Source organism: Candidatus Zixiibacteriota bacterium (assembly GCA_021159005.1).
Taxonomy (GTDB): domain Bacteria; phylum Zixibacteria; class MSB-5A5; order UBA10806; family 4484-95; genus JAGGSN01.
Window position 1 is genome coordinate 38,163 of the sequence record JAGGSN010000012.1, and the last position, 19,107, is coordinate 57,269.

The window sequence follows — 19,107 nt, forward strand, 5'->3', positions numbered from 1 at the left end:
ATGCCAGAATTGACAGTCGAACAACTTTTCAATAACAAAAGGGAATTTTTAGACCTCAATATTTTAAACGGCGGCGCCTGTTTAAAAAAGGAAATTCCTTTTAATCAGATATTCCGGCCAGGTTTAGCTCTGGCCGGATTTACTGATAGGTTTCCTATATCGCGAACTTTAATTCTGGGTATGACTGAAATATCATTTTTAAGAAGTTTGCCTCAATCTGAACTCGAAGTCTGTTTAAAGCAGTTTTTTTCCTTTGATATCCCTCTCATAATTATAACCAAAGCTTTAAAACCGCCGTCCCAATTTTTAGTGGAGGCGGCAGCTAATAATATACCTGTATTGCAATCTAATCTTAATACAACCGAAATAATTGTCAGATTGTCGACCTATCTTGATAATGTTTTTGCTCCCCGCACAACAATTCATGGCACTTTAATTGATGTTTACGGAGTTGGTTTGCTTTATACCGGCAAATCCGGCATCGGTAAATCTGAGTGCGCTCTCGATTTAGTTGAACGCGGACACCGTCTGGTAGCTGATGATGTTGTGTCTGTTGTCAGGAAAACCCCGGATATTATAGTGGGACAATCTGATGAGCGAATTGGCCATCACATGGAGATAAGAGGTATCGGCATTATCAATGTAGAGAAATTGTTCGGAATACGCGCTGTCAGGATGCAGAAGCGGATAGAGGTAGAGGTCAGGCTCGAGTTTTGGGATGATGGGGCGGAATATGATCGCCTTGGCGTAGAAGATAAGTACACTACATTGTTAGGCATAGAAATACCGGTGATTAAAGTACCGGTCTCACCGGGTAAAAACATTACAGTAATATCCGAGGTTATCAGCATGAATCACATGCTTAAGGTTTTAGGCGAGAACGCCGCTGAAAAATTTATCCAGCGTTTATCGGAAGACCTTACCCGACGTCAAGCGACCATAGAGTATCTCGAATCTGATAATGAGTAGCCGGCAGCTTCAACTCGGGTTTTGCGGTTGAATTGATTATCTTGAATTAAGACAGATTTCTTATAAGCGAACAAACAGGAATTGTGTATCTTGATGCGGGTTATAAATACTTATTGAAGCAAAGAATTCTTTAGCGAGTATTCTCTAATTTAACTGAAACTTTTCCCCTAAATATATTTTCCGCGCCTCAGGGTCGTTTGCCAGAAACTGGGCTGTGCCCGATTTTAAAATCTCGCCCTCATAGATGATATATGCTCTGTCTGTAATCGATAGAGTTTCCCGAACATTGTGGTCGGTTACAAGTATTCCCAAGCCTTTATCCCGTAAGCGGTAAATAATTTTTTGAATTTCCTCGACTGTTATTGGGTCGATACCGGAGAACGGCTCATCCAAAAGTATGAACTTTGGCTCGGCAACTAACGCGCGGGCAATCTCCACCCGCCGTCTTTCGCCGCCCGAAAGGTTGTAGCCCATAGAATCGGCAATATGTTTGATATCGAGATCGTCAAGCAAATGAGCCAGTTTTTCTTTACGCTGGTCTTTGCTTATTGGCATATACTCAAGCACCGCCATAATATTTTGGGCGACAGTCATCTTGCGAAAAATTGACGGCTCTTGGGGAAGATAGCCTATTCCCTGGCGCGCCCGGCGGTACATCGGAAGTTTGGTAATATCCTGCTTATCATAAAGCACTCGCCCGCTATTAGGCTTGATAAGACCGGTTATCATATAAAATGTAGTGGTTTTCCCAGCGCCATTTGGCCCGAGAAGTCCGACAATTTCCCCGGAGCTGATAGAGAATGAGATGCCTTTAACAACGGCCTTTTTACGATAGATTTTAACCAGATTATCTGATGAAATTGTTGTCATTTATCTATGAACCGCTCCTTTTCGGTTTCGGGCGTTTTTTCGACTTTGCCGGCAACATCGCGTAAAATCTCAAACTCGGATAAGTGACGATCAGCCCTTAAACCATAACCTGTCAATATATCACCGTTAGCCTGTTGAATTTCTACAAAATCATCTGTTGTGATAAGTTCTGTTTCGGGGTCCCAAAAAAGCGATTCCGTTTTTAATATGGTTGAATCATCATTTACAACTACGACACTCCCAAACACGGAGATCTTCTCGGTTTTTTCTCGTATAAGAGCGCGGTTGGCATTAAGAATCGACCGTTCTGAGCCATTTTCATCAAAGAAAGTTATCTCAACGGTATCAGCCTCGGTAGAGTCATTTTTCTCCCAGCGGTCGATATGTTTAGCTATGACTATAGTGTTTTGTTTGCCATCCTTGGAAAGCGTAATAGTGGCGTCATCCAATTGAGTATCAGGATAGTTAGTATCGTTTTCTATTTCTTTGGGCGGGTTGGTTTTGGTGCAGGAAAAAAGGGTAAGCGCTAAAAATAATAGTAAAAAGCCGGCAATCTTTAAAGCCTTCATGCTGATTTCCCTATTTCATCGGATGGCCTTGTTCGCCAGCGCTTGTGAATCCAGACCCATTGGGTTGGGTCGCGCCTGATTAATTGCTCGATAGACTGATTGCATTTTTTAAGCGCGTTCAAAATGTCTTTATCCTTATTATCAGTCCACTCGAATTCGAGCGGCGGTAATATCGCTACAATATATGTATCGTCAGGTTGACGGTATATCGCCAACGGCACTACCGGTGTGCCGAGTTTACGCGCAATATGCATAGGTCCTTCGGCGGTCAAAGCTTTTTTGCCGAAAAACTCGATAAATTGTGTTCTTACTTTTCGTGAATCCTGATCCAATAACACTCCCAGGGTATAACCATCCTTTAAGGCGCTAATTATTGATTTAATTGATGTAGTTGTTGGAATATTTAAAACATTGAAATGTTCTCGCTGCGCCACTAACATACTGTTTAATCTTTCGTCATAAAGCTTACGGCCAATAGCGGCGGATTTAAAACCCTTATAATATGAAAGCCAGGCAGCCATCAACTCGAAATTACCGATATGTCCGGTCAGAGCGATTACTCCATTACCCTGCTTGTATGCCCGGTCGATATTTTCAAACCCCTCTACTTTGATTATTGATCCTATGTAATCTCGCGACCAGCTTTTCATCATAACGGCATCAGCTAAGTTCTTAAACATCATTTCGAAACAAGCGCGAACATAAGCGTTGAGTTGATTGCCTTTTAGTCCAAGCGCAAACTCCATCTGGGTTTTAGCGATATTCCTATCCTTTGAGCCGATAAGATACCATATTTCTCCTATAAATCCAGCCAACATTAAAGACAACTTTCGCGGTAAAATATTAAAAAGATGAATAAGAGCTTGAGCACAATAATAAATTATATCGTTTTTCAAACCACTTTCGCCTTTAAAATATCATGCATATGCAGAAAGCCAATAACTTTCTTACTGTCATTGGTGATGACCACACTGGTTATTTTATGTTTTTCCATCATGTTTAACGCCTCGATGGCGAGTTTGTTTGTAGTTATAATTTTGGGATTTCGGGTCATAACATCCGCAGCGGTTAATGATTCCAGATGTTTGCCTTTCTCGATTGCGCGGCGCAGGTCGCCATCGGTAATAATTCCCAGTAATATTTCATCGCTATCGACAACACATGTTACGCCCATTCTCTTGCCGGTAATTTCTAAAACAAGTTGGGAGAATGACGTATCGGGATGGACAATAGGAATTTCAGATCCCGTATGCATAATCTGATGTATTTTAATGAGGCTGCGCCCCAGTGTACCGCCGGGGTGCAATACGGCAAAATCATCGGCGGTAAATCCCCGCTTGTCAAGCAGCACCATCGCTAAGGCATCCCCCATAACTATCGCCGCCGTTGATGATGATGTTGGCACTAAGTTATTCGGGCAGGCTTCGGATGAAACAGAAACATCGAGAACAATATCGGCATCTTTCGCAAGAGAGGAATTCTTGTCGCCTGTTAATACTATGATTGGCACTATCAGACGTTTAAACATTGGAATAATGCGAGTTAATTCCTCTGTATCGCCCGATTTGCTGATGGCGATTAATAAATCATCGCCGCGCACTACACCAAGGTCGCCATGAATTCCCTCTGTGGGGTGGAAAAAGAATGACGATATCCCGATTGACGAAAAAGTTGAGGCGATTTTTTTAGCCACAATCCCGGACTTGCCAATGCCGGTAACAATCACCCTGCCGCTTGTACAATCGATAAGCTCTACTGCCTTAACGAAACTATCATCTAATCTATCTGCTAAGGCGGCAATTGCGCGAGCCTCAGTTTTTATCGTTTTTTTAGCTTTTTTAAGCAAGTCTATCCTTTTCGTAAATTTCTTTTGCATCCAAAACCATATCAAGAGCCTCGCGGACTGCGCCAAAGCCGCCTTTTTTCATAGTGATATAATCAGCTATTTGCAATACGGAATCCGGGCTGTCGGGGACCGCAAAGGCTAAGCCGCTTTGCTTCATAACCCCAAGGTCAACGAGGTCATTGCCCATAAATGCGATATTCTCATCATCAAGCTGATATTTTAATTTGAGCTGATTGAAATATTCGAGCTTATCAGTGGGATTCTGAAATATATCGGTGATATTCAATTCCTTTGCTCGCGCTAAAGTGGCAGGCGATGAACGACCGGAAAGTAAAGCGATATTTATACCATACTTTTTAGCGATATATATCCCCAGTCCATCGGCTATGCTGAATCGTTTGATTTCAAAACCATCCGGCCCTATAAAAATCGTATTGTCGGTAAGGACACCGTCAACATCGAATATGAACAGTTTTATCTTGCGCAGACGTGATTTTAGTTTATCCATTACTCCATTCCTTTTTCAGAATAGAAAGTTATTGTTGGAATGAGGCTTAGTCAATAGAAAAGAGGAATTGTTGCGGGAAAAGTTATTTATTTATAGTTCGGACGGCAGTAATAGGGAATAATAGTTTTGCGAATAATGCGAGTTAAGCTTATCATTAACTATAATTATTTTACCGCTTCTTAGTTGAGATATAGATTCTTGAGAGCAAAATCAGCATTATCAAGAGTTCTATGTATAGTATAGTTTGCTATTTTCATTTTTTGTTGGACATTTCGTTTAAGATTCACTACATTGGCTCGTTGACATGCTGGAATTGAATTCGGAGGACGGATATTTGAAAGATATTCAGAATCTGAATTAAATGAGATGGATGCTACTTTAACAACATAATAATTATTTTATGAGCGACAAGTATCGTTCTGAGGGAGCATTTATGTAAAGTGTTGCTGCGCTTTATTACAGGTGTGGTTTTGTAATTAGATATTTGAAAATATTAATAACAAGTTAAACATGGAGACTTGTATGAAATACTGGAGAACCCCATTAGATATAGACAAGCTAAAAATTCCACGGGGTGAGCTCCATATAATCAAAGATCGCTGTAAGGGTTGTGGTTTTTGTGTTGAATACTGCCCCAATGGCGTATTACAGCTTTCTGAGGAGTTTAATGCCAAGGGTTATCACCCTCCTGAAGTTATTAAGCCGGATAAGTGTGTTAACTGTGATTTATGTGAGATGCTCTGTCCGGATTTTGCAATTTTTTGTTTGCGTGTCGAGGACGATGAAAAGGAGGTGGCCAGTTGAAGGCTAATCCTAAAGATGTATTAACAGGCGCTCATTATCTTGATGGTAATCACGCCTCTGCCGAGGGAGCTGTTGCCGCCGGATGCAAGTTTTTTGCCGGTTATCCAATTACTCCTTCAACTGAAATCGCCGAGAGATTTTCTCGACGAATTCCGCTTGTTGACGGTGTTTTCATTCAGATGGAGGATGAGCTGGCAAGCATGAACGCAATTTTGGGAGCATCCTGGGGCGGAGTAAAGTCAATGACTTGTACTTCGGGACCGGGTTTTTCGTTAATGATGGAAAATTTTGGTTTGGGCATGATGCTGGAAACTCCCTGTGTTTTAGTAAATGTCCAACGCGGTGGTCCCTCAACCGGATTGCCAACTCTGCCCGGTCAGGCTGATATGATGCAGGCGCGCTGGGGTTCGCATGGCGATTATGAGGTGATTGCCTTAGCGCCCGATTCTCCCCAGGAATCATTTGAACTGACCATTCGTGCTTTCAATCTATCAGAAAAATATCGCATGCCGGTATTGGTCATGACCGATGAATGCGTCGGCCATATGACTGAAAAAGTAGTTATACCGCCTGCTGAGGAAATTGAACTGGTTGAACGAATATACACCGACAAAAAGCCTGGCGAGGCTTGGCCTTATGATGCTAACCCTGATATAATATCCCCAATGCTGCCGATTGGCAAGGGCTACAAATTCCATGTTACCGGATTGACTCATGATTATAGAGGTTACCCGGTAATCGATGCGGAAACGCAGGAGCATAATGTTCGACATCTTATTGATAAAGTAAAAAACAATCTTGACGATATTATCTGGCTTGAGGAAAGTGATGTCGAGGGAGCCGATATTGTGATGATATCCTATGGCATCTCCTCGCGGGTAGTTCAACCGGCTATAGCGAAAGCTAAGAAGGATGGCATTAAAATAGGGCAAATCAGGATGGTTACCGTCTGGCCATTTCCCGAAAAGCGAATTAGAGAGCTGGCTAAAAAGGTTAAATCCCTGATAATGGTTGAATTAAATTATGGTCAGGTATTTCTCGATATGGAACGCTGCGCTGCTGGTAATTGCCAGTGTCATCTTATAGGTCATGCCGGAGGAACTGTTCATAATCCTGATGATATATATAAAACTATAAAGGAGGCGGTTAAATGACAACAAGAACAACTCCTCCTGAAACAGAAAAACATCCGCTGGAAAATATTCTCCGGATGGACCGCATCCCGCATATCTGGTGTCCTACCTGTGGGCTTGGCACAACAGTAACCGCTTTGGCATCCGCCCTCGGGAAAGCGGAATTGGATTTGAATAAAGTTGCCGTTGTTTCCGGCATAGGCTGTACCGGTCGTGTTGCCGGCTATTTAAAGCTTGATTCTTTTCATACGACCCACGGTAGAGCGCTTCCTTTTGCGGCCGGATTAAGCATTGCCAGACCCGATATGAAAGTTATTGTATTTTCCGGAGATGGCGATCTATCCTCTATCGGCGGCAATCATCTGATTCATTCAGCCCGTCGAAATCTGGATATTACGGTAGTCTGCGTTAATAATTTCATTTATGCCATGACAGGCGGGCAGGTGGCGCCTACTACGCCGGAAACGGCTATTACTTCCACATCGCCCCATGGCAACTATGAACACCCGTTTAACCTGCCGTTATTAGCGGGGTCATCCGGGGCGGTATATGTTGCCCGATGGACTGCTTTGCATATACGGCGTCTGACGAATTCGCTTAAAGAGGCTTTACTCAAACCGGGGTTTTCGTTTATTGAAGTGATTGCTCCCTGTTCGACTCTGTATGCTCGTCTTAATAAACTTGGCACTGGTCTGGATCTGATGAAATTCTATCATGAAAACAGCATTATCAAGCATGGCGCGGATTTGAATGAAGTTGACATCGATTTCCAATCGAAAATAATTGTAGGCAAGTTTGTTGATAAAGACAAGCCTACTTATATAGAAAGCATGAACATAGCTCTAAAGAAGAGATACGGCGATAAGTATAAACCCTATGGAGGCGCAAATGGCAACGACTGAGCTTAGAATAACCGGTCTTGGCGGGCAGGGAGTTATTCTTACCGGTTATATCATTGGTAAAGCGGCCTCTATTTTTAACAATCAACATGCTACTCTTACCCAGAGCTTTGGCCCGGAAGCGCGCGGCAGCGCTTGCAGCGCTCAAGTTATTGTCTCTGACGACCGAGTGCTGTATCCATATGTTGCCAATCCTTATATAATGGTTGCAATGTCTAATGAGGGCTACAACAAGTATAAAGATACTGTTACGAAAAATGGGATTATTCTATATGATAGCGACCTTGTACAAGCTGATAGTAATCATTCAAACATTAATACTTTCGGAGTTCCGGCTACTCGTTTTGCAGAGGAACTCGGCCGCAAAATAGTCCTGAATATAGTTATGCTTGGTTTTTTTGGCGCTATTAACGAAATAATTCCGAAAGATGCTTTACGCAAAGCTGTTGAAAGCTCCGTCCCTTCGGGCACAGAGGAATTAAATCTAAAGGCTTTCGATAAAGGATTTGACTTCGGCGCAAAGTTAAAAAAACAAAATAAGGTTAAAGCATAATTTGTGGGATAATCAACTATGAGTTTTCAGCATAAGGATAACGCTATGCCCCAGAAAAATAATAGAGAAAAAGGGGTTTTAGTAATTGGTGGAGGTATAACCGGGATTCAAGCCGCTCTCGATTTGGCGTCATCCCGCATTAAAGTTTATTTGGTTGAAAAATCACCTTCATTAGGAGGGCGAATGGCTCAACTCGATAAAACTTTCCCCACCATGGATTGCTCTATATGAATACTCGGACCTCGCATGATGGATGCCGGTCGGCATCCCAACATTGAGGTTTTCACTAATTCCGAACTTGTGAAATTTAGCGGTAATGCGGGTAATTTCAGGGCAGTTGTGAAAAAACATCCCCGATATATAGATGAGAACCTTTGCACCGGTTGCGGTGTCTGCACCGATAGTTGTCCTGTTGCGGTTCCCAATGAGTTCGAGGTTGGTATGGGAGCTCGCAAGGCTATATATTCGCCATTTCCGCAGGCAGTTCCCAATACATATATAATCGACAGACAAAACTGCCTCAACAATGATTTCTTGGTTTGCTCAAACTGTCAGGATGTCTGCGACCGCAATGCTGTAAACTATGATGACACTGGCGAGGAGATTGAAATTGAAATCGGCTCTGTTGTTGTTGCTACCGGCTTTGATGTTTACGATGCTTCTGCTATTCCAAGTTATGGTTATGGCCGTTATGAGAACGTGATGACCAATATGGAAATGGAAAGAGTGTTAAACTCCTCCGGACCTACTCAGGGTCATTTTGTCAGGCCATCCGATAAAAAATCGCCCAAGAAAATCGCCTTTATTCAATGTGTCGGCTCTCGCGGCGAGGGCAAGGAAGCCGGTTGTCAGTATTGCTCCCGTTTCTGCTGTATGAATGCTATTAAAGACTGCATGCTGGTTAAGCAGCATGAACCGGATATCGAAGAGCTAACGGTTTTCTTCATTGATATTAGAGCCGCGGGTAAAGGGTTTGAGGAATTTTACCAGCGTTCTTTGGATATTCCCGAATTGAATTATGTTCGGGGCAGACCATCTAAGATAGTAGAAGATTCGGAGACTAAAGATATTATCGTATTTGTAGAAAATGGCGAAACCGGCGAGATTAACCATGTTAGGGTCGATATGGCTGTTCTATCGACTGGGGCTATGGCTTCCGAGTCTAATAAAGGCTTGGCTGAGATTCTTGGCGTCGAGCTTGATGAGAACAATTTTTTCAATATCGACACTAAGTATGGATCGCCGCTTCATACAGTTAAAGAAGGTATTTTTGTTTGTGGCTGTGCGGCTGGTATAAATGATATATCCGATTCGGTTTCTCAGGGTTCTGGCGCGGCGGCTGAGGCTGAAAGATTCGCCTCGAAGCTTCGCATTGAGGAAAAGCCCCGCGAGATTAAAGAGCTTGATATCTCAGGACCACTGAGAATTGGCGTATTTCTGTGCCATTGCGGGATAAATATCGCTGGCGTTATTGATATTCCGTCGCTTCAGGAGGAAGCTGAAAAAATCCCTGATGTTGTGCATGTCGAGAAAAATGTTTTTATGTGCTCTGATGAAGGCCAGCGTTTGATACAGGAAAAAATCGTTGAATATAAGCTTAACCGGGTGGTTATAGCGGCCTGCACTCCTCGCACGCATGAACCGATATTCCGCGAGAATTGTGAACTTATCGGTCTTAATCCCTATTTGCTGGAGATGGTTAATATTCGCGACCAATGTTCTTGGGTTCATGCAAGCGTTCCGGAAATGGCTACGTTGAAAGCAAAAGATTTAATAAAAATGGGCGTCGCTAAAGCGCGTTACCTTCAGCCGCTTTATAAAAGCTCTATTCCAATCAATCAAAGCGTGCTGGTAATCGGCGGCGGTGTTGCCGGTATGCGCGCCGCTTTGGATCTCGATGCGCAGGCCTTCAGGGTTACGCTTATCGAAAAAGAAGGACGGTTGGGTGGACGGTTAAACAATTTGACCAAAGTATATCCAGCCAATCTAAATGCAGTTGAGCTTGCCCGAACGATGGTGGAAAGACTTCAAGCCAGCCGGGTTGAGGTGATGGTTTCCACCGAAATTACCTCTATAACCGGCTATATCGGTAATTTTGATGTTGCGACTACTAACGGCAATTTCAAAACAGGAACCATTGTTATGGCAACCGGTTCGGATGTTTATAAGCCCGAAACAGAGTATGGTTATGATAAATATGATAATGTCATTACCAATCAGGAGCTTGAAAATATTCTTAATGATTCAAGGGGGAAAATTATAATTAATGGCAAGACGCCTGAAACCGTTGTCTTTATACAATGCATCGGCTCACGCGACCCGGAAAAGAACGCTTACTGTTCGAGATACTGCTGTCCTACCACTATTAAACAGGCTATTCGTTTGCGAGAGGCAAGTATAAATGTAGTCGTGCTTCACCGCGATATGCGTACGGTTGGCGCCAAAGCCGAGGAACAATATCGTCATGCTCGTTCTTTGGGCGTTAAGTTCATTCGTTATACTCCTGAGAGACTTCCCGAAGTTACAGGGAAAGATAAGAATGCTGATAGCGTAAAAATACTCGAATTGGCACTGAACCGTATCCTTGAAGTGCCGGTTGATTTAGTAACGTTGGCTTGCGGCATGGTTCCCAACAAAGAATCAACAGGCAAGCTTCATGACATTCTAAAAGTTTCGATTGGAGCAGACGGCTTTTTCATGGAGAGCAATGCTAAACTTGGTCCGGTTGAAACTACCAGTGAGGGTGTGTTCTTAGCCGGATGTGTCAGCGGTCCGAAAGATATTTCAGATTCGATAGCGCAGGGTTCGGCTGCTGCTGCTAAAGCGGCTCGGTTTATCGCCCGCGATACCGTAGAGCTTGAACCAACTACCAGCACGGTAAATCAGGCATTATGCCGCGCTTGCGGTTTGTGTGTGGATATCTGCGATTATCATGCGCCGGCGCTGGTTATGACCGATTCCGGTTATATGGCGGCGGAAATAAATCAGGCATTATGCAAAGGCTGCGGCACTTGCACAAGCTGGTGTCCGACTGGCGCTATTACCTCGCTTCATTTCACTGATGACCAGATTAACGCCATGATGGATGTATTATTAGCAGGCAAGGAATAGGATATGGCAACAAAAGCAACCGGTAAAAAGAAAAAATCAAATATAAAAGTATTTGTCCCGAATTTAGTAGTTTTTGCCTGCAACTGGTGCAGTTATGCCGGAGCCGATAATGCCGGCGTAAGCAGGATTCAGTATTCACCGAATTTCAGAGTCATTAGGACTATGTGTTCAGGTCGGGTTACTTCCGGGTTTGTGCTTAAGGCTTTAAAGATGGGCGCCGACGGCGTGCTTGTATCCGGCTGCCACTTTGGCGATTGCCATTATATATTCGGCAATTACAAAGCAGTAGATCAATTTGAAAAGACTAAAGCGTTAGTAAAAACTCTCGGGTTGGAGGAAGAACGCATCCGTCTCGAATGGGTTTCCGCCGCTGAGGGTCCGCGATGGGGACAGGTTATCGATGAGTTTGTCGAACAAATTACAAAATTGGGTCCCAGTCCTTTTAACTATAAACCAAAATATGAGAATTAGCATCTATGGAAACAACTGTTGAAAAACTTAAGCAGAACCGAGCGTTCCTCTGTTTGGAATGCGGCAAATGTACTGCCGTATGTCCAATAGCTATTTATAATAAAAGTTTTTCGCCTCGCCGGATGTTGGCTGATGGTGTTTTCTATAATGCAGCAGATTTAATATCCGACAAACTTCTATGGTCATGCCTAACCTGCCAGCTATGTACTCAGCGGTGTCCTGTCGATGTCAAATATTCTGACTACATGCGTGATATTCGCGCCGAGGCATCCAAGCAGGGTAAAACCGGCAGTCCATCACACAGCGGCGCTCTGCTTCATCTTATGGAAATGGCGACTGCCCCTAAGCTAAAACAGAACAGAAACAGCTGGATTAACAATAAGCTTAAAGTGAAAAAGAAAGGCGATGTTCTATACTTTGTTGGGTGTTTGCCCTATTATCAGGATTTTTTCGCCAAGGATTTCGATTTCACACCGATTTCAATAGCTCAGGACACTGTCAGCATCCTTAACAAATTGGGGATTGAGCCGGTAGTAATGGATAACGAACGCTGCTGCGGGCATGATCTTTACTGGCTGGGTCAGCTTGAGCAATTCGATGAGCTGGGCAGAATAAACCTTGAGCTGATTAAGGCAACAGGCGCAAAAACTATCATCACATCATGCCCTGAATGCGCTCTCGTCCTGAAAAAACTATATTCGGAAAGGCTGGGCGGAAATCTGCAGGTTAAGCATATTACCGAAGTGGTTTTTGAGAATATCGATAAGCTGAAGTTCAAGAATATTGATACAAAAGTATCATTCCAGGATCCCTGCCGTTTGGGTAGATACATGGGGATTTATGACCAACCGCGGGAATCGCTTAAGGCTATTCCCGGTCTTGAGATAAACGAAATGCAGCACAATAGGCGCGGCGCAATATGTTGCGGCACAACCAATTGGACTAATTGCGATGCAGTCTCAAAACAGATTCAGAAAAGCCGATTAACCGAGGCTAAAAACGCCGGCGCAGAAACCGTTGTAACAGCCTGCCCAAAATGCCAGATACATTTTAGATGTTCTGAGAGCGGCGATGAGTCTCAGAAAGTAAATATTAAAATAACTGATTTTGTAAATATTATAGCTTCAGTTCTTGAGGGTTGAACTAAAATAATGATGATTGATAATAAAATGACAGCATCAGGCAAGCCGGGAGTTAATGTATGGCAAATGAGTTAAATAAACCCGAGGACTTGCGGATAGGTGTGTTTGTTTGCGAGTGCGGGCTTAATATCGCCGGCACTGTGGATTGTACCGCTGTTAGCGAATATGCAAAAACTCTCGATGATGTAGTAGCGGTAGTTCAAAACAAATATACTTGTGCCGACCCCGGTCAAAATGAAATTAAAAAGGCGATTGCGGAACACAACCTCAACCGTGTTGTGATTGCTTCCTGCACTCCAAAAATCCACGAGCCTACTTTCAGACAGTGTGTTGCAGATGCCGGTTTGAATCCATACCTGTTCGAGATGGTTAATATTCGCGAGCATGTAAGCTGGGTTCACCAGAAAGAGAAGGATAAGGCGACCCAGAAAGCCAAAGACCTTATCAGAAGCGGCGTAGCCAGAGCGCGTTTCCTCGAGGAACAAACTGAATCTGAGGTGCCGGTTACCAAAGCCGCATTAGTTATCGGCGGCGGCATTGCCGGCATTCAGGCGGCGTTAGATTTAGCTGATGGCGGCCATAAAGTATATCTGGTGGAAAGAGAGGCTACCATCGGCGGAATAATGGCGGCGCTTGATAAAACTTATCCGACGATGGACTGCTCAATATGAATACTCGGCCCCAAGATGATGGATGTCGGTCGACATCCGAATGTCGAGTTAATGAGCTATAGCGAGGTTGAATCGGTTACCGGTTTTGTCGGAAATTTCCATGCGACGATTCGCAAAAAAGCCCGCTATGTTGACCCTACGGAGTGCACCTCATGCGGCGAGTGCGCCAAGGTTTGTCCGGTGGCTATCCCGGATGCGTACCAACAGGGATTTTCAACGCGCAAGGCAATCTATCTGCCGTTTCCGCAGGCGGTGCCGTCATCGTATGTTCTTGATATGGATAACTGCCTTGGCAACAACCCGATTGCGTGCGGCAAGTGCCAAGATGTTTGCGAGAAAAAGTGCATCGATTATGATGATGAAGACAAGCTGGTAAATATCGAGGTCGGCGTGATTATCGCCGCTACCGGTATGGATGTTTATGACCCTACTGATTATGATGAATACGGCTATACTCGTCATCAGAATGTAATCACAAGTATGGAATTTGAGCGCTTGATTTGCGCCGGCGGGCCGACTGAGGGTCATTTCGTTCGCCCGACAGACATGAAAGCGCCTAAGAGTATCGGCTTTATCCAGTGTGTCGGTTCACGTTCGCGGGATGGCCGCGGCAATCCTTACTGTAGTAATATTTGTTGTATGAATACGGTAAAGGATACGCTTCTGCTGTGCGACCATTATCCCGGCGTTGATATTAAAGTTTTTTATATGGATATTAGAGCTTTCGGTAAAGGTTTTGAAGACCTGTATATGCGCAGTAAGGAAGAGGGTGTTAAATATATCAGAGGCATTCCCGGTGATGTTGCTGAGGACCCCGAAACGAAAAACCTGGTTCTAACTGTTGAGAATACTACCACCAGCAAACTCGAAAAACATGAACTCCAGATGCTAGTTTTATCTCAGGGCGTAATACCGCGCAAGGATAACGATAAGCTCCAGCATCTTCTTACCCTATCTACTACATCGGATGGTTTCATAATGGAATCGCATCCCAAGCTAAAGCCTGTTGATGCTCCTACAAAGGGCGTATTCTTAGCCGGTTGTATCGAGTCGCCGAAAGATGTCAAAGACAGCGTAACTCAATCGGGTGCAGCGGCGGCAAGAGCCAGTATTTTGCTGAATGCCGGTAAAACCAAGATTGAGTCAATTACTTCGATGGTTGATCCCGATAAATGTAATTACTGCGGCTTGTGTGCAAAAGTTTGTCCCTATAACGCTATCTTGTCATCCGATAAAAAGACTAAAAAACTGCCAACGATTATTCAGGCGGCTTGTGCCGGTTGCGGCGCTTGCGCGGCTGAATGCCCGCAGGACGCAATCTATATGCGTCATTTCCGCGATGAGCAGATTATAGCGCAGATTGAAGGGATTTTAGCTGAAAGACCTTTTGAACAACTTATCGTGTTTGCCTGCAACTGGTGTAGTTATGCTGGGGGCGATATGGCTGGTACATCAAGACTTCAATTCCCAACCTCGAGCCGCTTGATTAGGACCATGTGCTCGGGGCGTGTCGATGAGAAATTCGTGATGCATGCTTTCAAGCTGGGCGCGCCTATGGTGCTCGTATCCGGCTGTCATTTCACCGACTGTCATTATATAAGCGCCGTTCAATGGACACAAAAGCGAATGGATAAATTATGGAGCAAGATGGATAAACTTGGCATCCGGGATGAAAGGCTTCAACTTGAGTGGATATCAGCCGCTGAGGGTCAGAAATTCGCTAAGGTCATGCGTCAGATGGAGGAAAAACTCAAGACCGTAACCGTTGAGGAAATCAAACAGACAATGAAAGTGCTTGAAGAAGAGGAAAAGAAAGAGAAAGCTAAAGCCGAAGCAAAAATGAAAAAATCAAATACTGCGGAGGTGAGTTCCTGATGGCGGCAAGAGAAGTGCTTTATAAATGTTTAAGCTGCGGGCATCAATATCCCGGCATGTTCGATATGAATAATATCAAGGAACGATCCTGTCCCAAGTGTCGTTCCAACAGCGTTCGACGTTTGCCTATGCCCAAAAAGAAATAGCGGTATTTGGCTAAATTTATTAAAATATTGATGCTGACAGTTAGGGCGGCCATTCATTGGCTGCCCTTTTTCTTATTCAACACAGGTTATGCAGCTAAAATTTATTACAACAGAAAAAGAGGGCGTATCCGTCTTAGGCGGACGTCCCTACGCGCTAATATATATAAAGTAAAGTTTATTGCTAAAAAACCAACTGCAAAACCCGGGTTAAATATTTATAGTGGAATGTCTCGAAGTTTTAAACTGCTTAAAACCGCCGGAAATGACGCTTTAATCCAATTACTATAAAGGCAAACATTATTATAAGAACCGCTGTATTCAAAAATGGAATAAGCAAGCCCCAAAAATTATGAGGTACATCAAAGGTATATTTGAAAGGCAAATAATTTGTCGGTATGATGCGATATAATGTAAAGATCAAGGAGTCCCAAATTGTAGCATCAGAATATTTAATTATTTCATCTTCTTGTTTTGTGCCAATTTTAATTCCGATACAAAAATTTAGTATCGTGAATACTGCAATATAAACCACAAACCAAATTGAACTCCATAAGGGCTTCTCGCCATAACCGGTAAATACTTTGTATAAATAGTAAAAGATGTATTTACTGAATATTTTCCTGAACTGCTGATAAAACCATTTTGCGGGCTGCCGTTGAAATATTTTTCGCTTTGGTTTACTGTTTTCTATATCATCTTCTAAAGCTCGTCTTTTCATCTCAAGCTCGTTAAAATAAAATAATCCGGCTTGCTGGTAGTCTTTAGAGTTATCTAAGGCGGTTTTCATCTGGCGGTAGAGTGGGGAAATGTCTTTATAGTTTTTCAAGTCATTTATATGATATTTATCTCTAAATTGAGCAGCTTGATGTTCATCGGTAATGTTTTTAGCTAATTCTTTTAGCAAGCTTTCTTCTGGAATGATGTTTTTTCTCTTATATGGAAATATTAAAATTCGGTCATTTGTCTTACCCCATTTACATGATATTAATCGAGCTTCATCATAGGAACTTTTATAGAATGAAAATAACGACATATCGTTATTAGTGAAGAATACATCCTTTAGCTGGCAGTAACGGAAGATAAAAAATGGTTTATCTTTAATATCAAATTTAATATTTCCAAAATATGATGCAAAAGGATTAAAGCGCACATTGTCAAAATTTATTAAAATATTATTAGATAAAAACTTGGGATTGTGAAAATCAAATCCACATTTATCTCCAATATATATGTAACGAAATTCCATTTCTCTATAGATTTTAATATCGTGGAAAACTGTATGATTATTAAATTGTGTTAACACAAAGGAGGCATTATTTTCAAAATTGGCTTCCTCAAAAGTCGCTATATTTTCAAATATTGCTTTATCAAATATTGCTTTATTCTTAAATTTGCATTTTTGAAAATAAGCATAATTTTTAAATACTGAATTTTCAAAATCTGCTAAATCTTCGAACTTAACATTACTAAAACTTACTATGTCATGAAATTTACTACTTGTAAAAAGAGCTTTTCCTTTGAAGGCTAAATTTGTAAAATCTACGGAATCTTCAAATATAGCATATGCAAAGTTTACATCACCATTAAATTCACAACATGCAAAGTCAGCACTTTCTTCAAATCTTCTATTACCAAAATTACTAGCTATCGGAAAAACATATCCCCGAAAATTATAATCCTTCCTATCAAGCTTCTTAAAAATCAGCTTATTAAACTCCTCGCCCGTAATCCCCTTCTTATCCTTAGGCGCATGGAAAACACAATACTCATTATCATGCGGGCTGTTTACCGGTTCGTTACAACCATCATAAGCACAGATTTTATCAGCCATCGTTTAGCTTCCATTATTACACTAATTCTTAAAAGCATTATATGGGCATTAACTTGTGTGTGTCAATATAAGGTTACGGAAGGATTTACTTTTATCGCGAAAGCAGGAATCCTTTATCGCGAAGGCAGGAACCCTTTCCTGCCTTCTGTTATGAGGCTGCCGATGTCGTCAGGAAATCCGCCGCGGCGGACTGACGACGCATGAAATTAACTCTCATAAATACTCTTGCCTTACTTTTTCTATTGCCCTTTCTTCGAGTTTGATATAAATCAAATACAATATGTATAACAATGAAAACAAATTGTAATCAGCCCAAAGGAGCTATGACTATGTATGATAAAATAAAAAAGCTTAGCGAGAAATATTCATCCAATATGATACACCTTCGCCGGCACCTTCACCAGATACCGGAAACAGCCTTGATGGAATTCGAGACTAAGAAATCGATGACTGCTCAGCTTAGAAAGCTTGGCCTTAAAGTCAATACTAACCTCTGGCGAACATCGCTAACCGCCACACTAAGGGGCAAGAAACTTACACCCTGTGCGGCTATCCGTTCCGATATGGATGCTTTGCCGATTGAGGAAAAGACCGGTTATTTTTTCATGTCGCGAAACAAGGGCTGTATGCATGCCTGCGGCCATGATGCGCACATGGCTATTGTCTGGGGTGCGGCAAAGATTCTTGCGGAGATTAAATCGGAATTAGCCGGGTCGGTGAAATTTTTGTATCAGCCCTCCGAGGAAGAGCCGCCCGGCGGCGCGCGCCCGATGATTAAAGCCGGCGCTTTGAGAAACCCTAAAGTCTCCGCGATATTCGGTTTGCATGTTGACCCTACCATACCGATTGGCAAGATAGGCGTTAAGGATGGCCCGCTGATGGCGCATGTGGATGATTTCGACCTGATAGTACATGGTCGTTCGGGGCATGCCGCCCGTCCGCAGGAAACTGTCGATGCGGTAGTTGCGGCATCGCATTTGGTAACCGCTCTGCAGACTATCTCCTCGCGCGGAGTCAACCCGCTCGATCCGGTAATCGTTACAATCGGTAAAATCAAGGGCGGCACTGTGCGCAACACTATCGCCGACAGCGTTGCCTTGTACGGCACAGTTAGGATGCTTGATATGAAGCTGGCTAAAAAGCTTCCGGGGATGATTAAAAAGATTGCCGATGGTGTCTGCAAGTCTTACGGGGCAAAATATGAACTTGATTATCGCCCGGGTTATCCAACCCTTTACAACAGCCCTGAAATAAATGATGTTATAGTGAAAGCCGCTCACAGCATGCATGGCAAAAAAGCTGTTATGATTAAGGAACGTCCCGGCCTTGGCGCCGAGGATTTCGCCTGCTATTTGGAGAAGGTTCCCGGTTCGATGTTCCTTCTCGGCATACGCAATAAAAGCATAGGCGCCGACAAACCCTGGCATCACCCGGCATTCAAGCTTGATGAGAAAGCAATCCCGATGGCGGCATCAATACTGGCAGGAGCCGTATGGGAATATTTTGAGCGGAGAAAATGATTTTTGTCTCTAAAGATGGAAACCCACAACTGCCGGACGACATCCTGAGGGTAGTGTGTGATTTTACGCCAAGCGTCAGGATGTCGTCCGCTTGGGGCGGACTTCCATCCTGACGCATACAGAACGGCGTATGCAATACGCCCCTACGCGCTTAGCTAATGCTATTTATAAATTTGATGAAAAGGTGTA

General features: G+C 43.1%; 18 protein-coding genes. 12 read left to right on the forward strand and 6 right to left on the reverse strand.

Annotated features, from left to right (window positions below; translation table 11 throughout):
• Positions 1-969: an HPr(Ser) kinase/phosphatase gene (gene hprK, locus J7K40_00935; GenBank protein MCD6160964.1), complete on the forward strand. Its 969-nt coding sequence runs from the start codon at positions 1-3 to the stop codon at positions 967-969.
• A 144-nt stretch (positions 970-1,113) separates the two neighbouring features.
• On the opposite strand, the gene lptB is transcribed toward hprK, so the two are convergent.
• Genes lptB through J7K40_00960 form a run of 5 tightly spaced genes read right to left on the reverse strand, consistent with a single transcriptional unit; the run spans position 1,114 to position 4,762 of the window.
• The gene (gene lptB / locus J7K40_00940) at positions 1,114-1,839 is read right to left on the reverse strand and encodes an LPS export ABC transporter ATP-binding protein (GenBank protein ID MCD6160965.1); all 726 of its coding nucleotides are present in this window, start codon (positions 1,837-1,839) and stop codon (positions 1,114-1,116) included.
• Positions 1,836-2,408 (reverse strand): LPS export ABC transporter periplasmic protein LptC, encoded by a 573-nt coding sequence (gene lptC, locus J7K40_00945; GenBank protein MCD6160966.1) that lies wholly within the window; start codon positions 2,406-2,408, stop codon positions 1,836-1,838. The genes lptB and lptC overlap by 4 nt, the downstream gene beginning before the upstream one ends.
• Positions 2,405-3,304 (reverse strand): lysophospholipid acyltransferase family protein, encoded by a 900-nt coding sequence (locus J7K40_00950; GenBank protein ID MCD6160967.1) that lies wholly within the window; start codon positions 3,302-3,304, stop codon positions 2,405-2,407. Before J7K40_00950 ends, lptC begins: the two co-directional genes overlap by 4 nt.
• The gene (locus J7K40_00955; GenBank protein ID MCD6160968.1) at positions 3,301-4,284 is read right to left on the reverse strand and encodes a KpsF/GutQ family sugar-phosphate isomerase; all 984 of its coding nucleotides are present in this window, start codon (positions 4,282-4,284) and stop codon (positions 3,301-3,303) included. Before J7K40_00955 ends, J7K40_00950 begins: the two co-directional genes overlap by 4 nt.
• Positions 4,247-4,762, reverse strand: coding sequence for an HAD hydrolase family protein (locus J7K40_00960; protein ID MCD6160969.1), 516 nt, complete (start codon positions 4,760-4,762; stop codon positions 4,247-4,249). The genes J7K40_00955 and J7K40_00960 overlap by 38 nt, the downstream gene beginning before the upstream one ends.
• Positions 4,763-5,284: 522 nt before the next feature.
• On the opposite strand from J7K40_00960, the gene J7K40_00965 reads away from it, so the two are divergent.
• From J7K40_00965 to J7K40_01010, 10 genes are read left to right on the forward strand one after another with little or no spacing between them, the layout of a single operon-like run.
• Entirely contained in the window at positions 5,285-5,566 is a 282-nt protein-coding gene (locus J7K40_00965; protein ID MCD6160970.1) for a 4Fe-4S binding protein, read from the forward strand.
• Positions 5,563-6,720 carry a 2-oxoacid:acceptor oxidoreductase subunit alpha gene (locus J7K40_00970; protein ID MCD6160971.1) on the forward strand — a complete coding sequence of 386 codons (1,158 nt, stop codon included), beginning with the start codon at positions 5,563-5,565 and terminating at the stop codon, positions 6,718-6,720. The genes J7K40_00965 and J7K40_00970 overlap by 4 nt, the downstream gene beginning before the upstream one ends.
• Positions 6,717-7,601: a 2-oxoacid:ferredoxin oxidoreductase subunit beta gene (locus tag J7K40_00975; protein MCD6160972.1), complete on the forward strand. Its 885-nt coding sequence runs from the start codon at positions 6,717-6,719 to the stop codon at positions 7,599-7,601. Before J7K40_00970 ends, J7K40_00975 begins: the two co-directional genes overlap by 4 nt.
• Positions 7,588-8,151 carry a 2-oxoacid:acceptor oxidoreductase family protein gene (locus J7K40_00980; protein ID MCD6160973.1) on the forward strand — a complete coding sequence of 188 codons (564 nt, stop codon included), beginning with the start codon at positions 7,588-7,590 and terminating at the stop codon, positions 8,149-8,151. The genes J7K40_00975 and J7K40_00980 overlap by 14 nt, the downstream gene beginning before the upstream one ends.
• Positions 8,152-8,196: 45 nt before the next feature.
• Complete coding sequence (locus J7K40_00985; GenBank protein MCD6160974.1) at positions 8,197-8,382, forward strand: FAD-dependent oxidoreductase; 186 nt, start codon at positions 8,197-8,199, stop codon at positions 8,380-8,382.
• A 15-nt stretch (positions 8,383-8,397) separates the two neighbouring features.
• Positions 8,398-11,262: a CoB--CoM heterodisulfide reductase iron-sulfur subunit A family protein gene (locus J7K40_00990; protein ID MCD6160975.1), complete on the forward strand. Its 2,865-nt coding sequence runs from the start codon at positions 8,398-8,400 to the stop codon at positions 11,260-11,262.
• Between the two features lie 3 nt (positions 11,263-11,265).
• Positions 11,266-11,733, forward strand: coding sequence for a hydrogenase iron-sulfur subunit (locus tag J7K40_00995; GenBank protein ID MCD6160976.1), 468 nt, complete (start codon positions 11,266-11,268; stop codon positions 11,731-11,733).
• Positions 11,734-11,738: 5 nt separating this feature from the next.
• Positions 11,739-12,875, forward strand: coding sequence for a (Fe-S)-binding protein (locus J7K40_01000; protein MCD6160977.1), 1,137 nt, complete (start codon positions 11,739-11,741; stop codon positions 12,873-12,875).
• Between the two features lie 59 nt (positions 12,876-12,934).
• On the forward strand, positions 12,935-15,421 hold the full coding sequence (locus J7K40_01005) for a hydrogenase iron-sulfur subunit (protein ID MCD6160978.1): 2,487 nt from the start codon (positions 12,935-12,937) through the stop codon (positions 15,419-15,421).
• Positions 15,421-15,567 carry a hypothetical protein gene (locus J7K40_01010; protein ID MCD6160979.1) on the forward strand — a complete coding sequence of 49 codons (147 nt, stop codon included), beginning with the start codon at positions 15,421-15,423 and terminating at the stop codon, positions 15,565-15,567. The genes J7K40_01005 and J7K40_01010 overlap by 1 nt, the downstream gene beginning before the upstream one ends.
• 247 nt (positions 15,568-15,814) lie before the next feature.
• Here J7K40_01010 and J7K40_01015 read toward each other — a convergent pair whose 3' ends face one another.
• Positions 15,815-17,398: a pentapeptide repeat-containing protein gene (locus tag J7K40_01015; GenBank protein ID MCD6160980.1), complete on the reverse strand. Its 1,584-nt coding sequence runs from the start codon at positions 17,396-17,398 to the stop codon at positions 15,815-15,817.
• A gap of 329 nt (positions 17,399-17,727) precedes the next feature.
• Here J7K40_01015 and J7K40_01020 point away from each other — a divergent pair, with 329 nt between their 5' ends.
• Positions 17,728-18,918 (forward strand): amidohydrolase, encoded by a 1,191-nt coding sequence (locus J7K40_01020; protein MCD6160981.1) that lies wholly within the window; start codon positions 17,728-17,730, stop codon positions 18,916-18,918.
• Positions 18,919-19,107 lie beyond the last annotated feature (189 nt).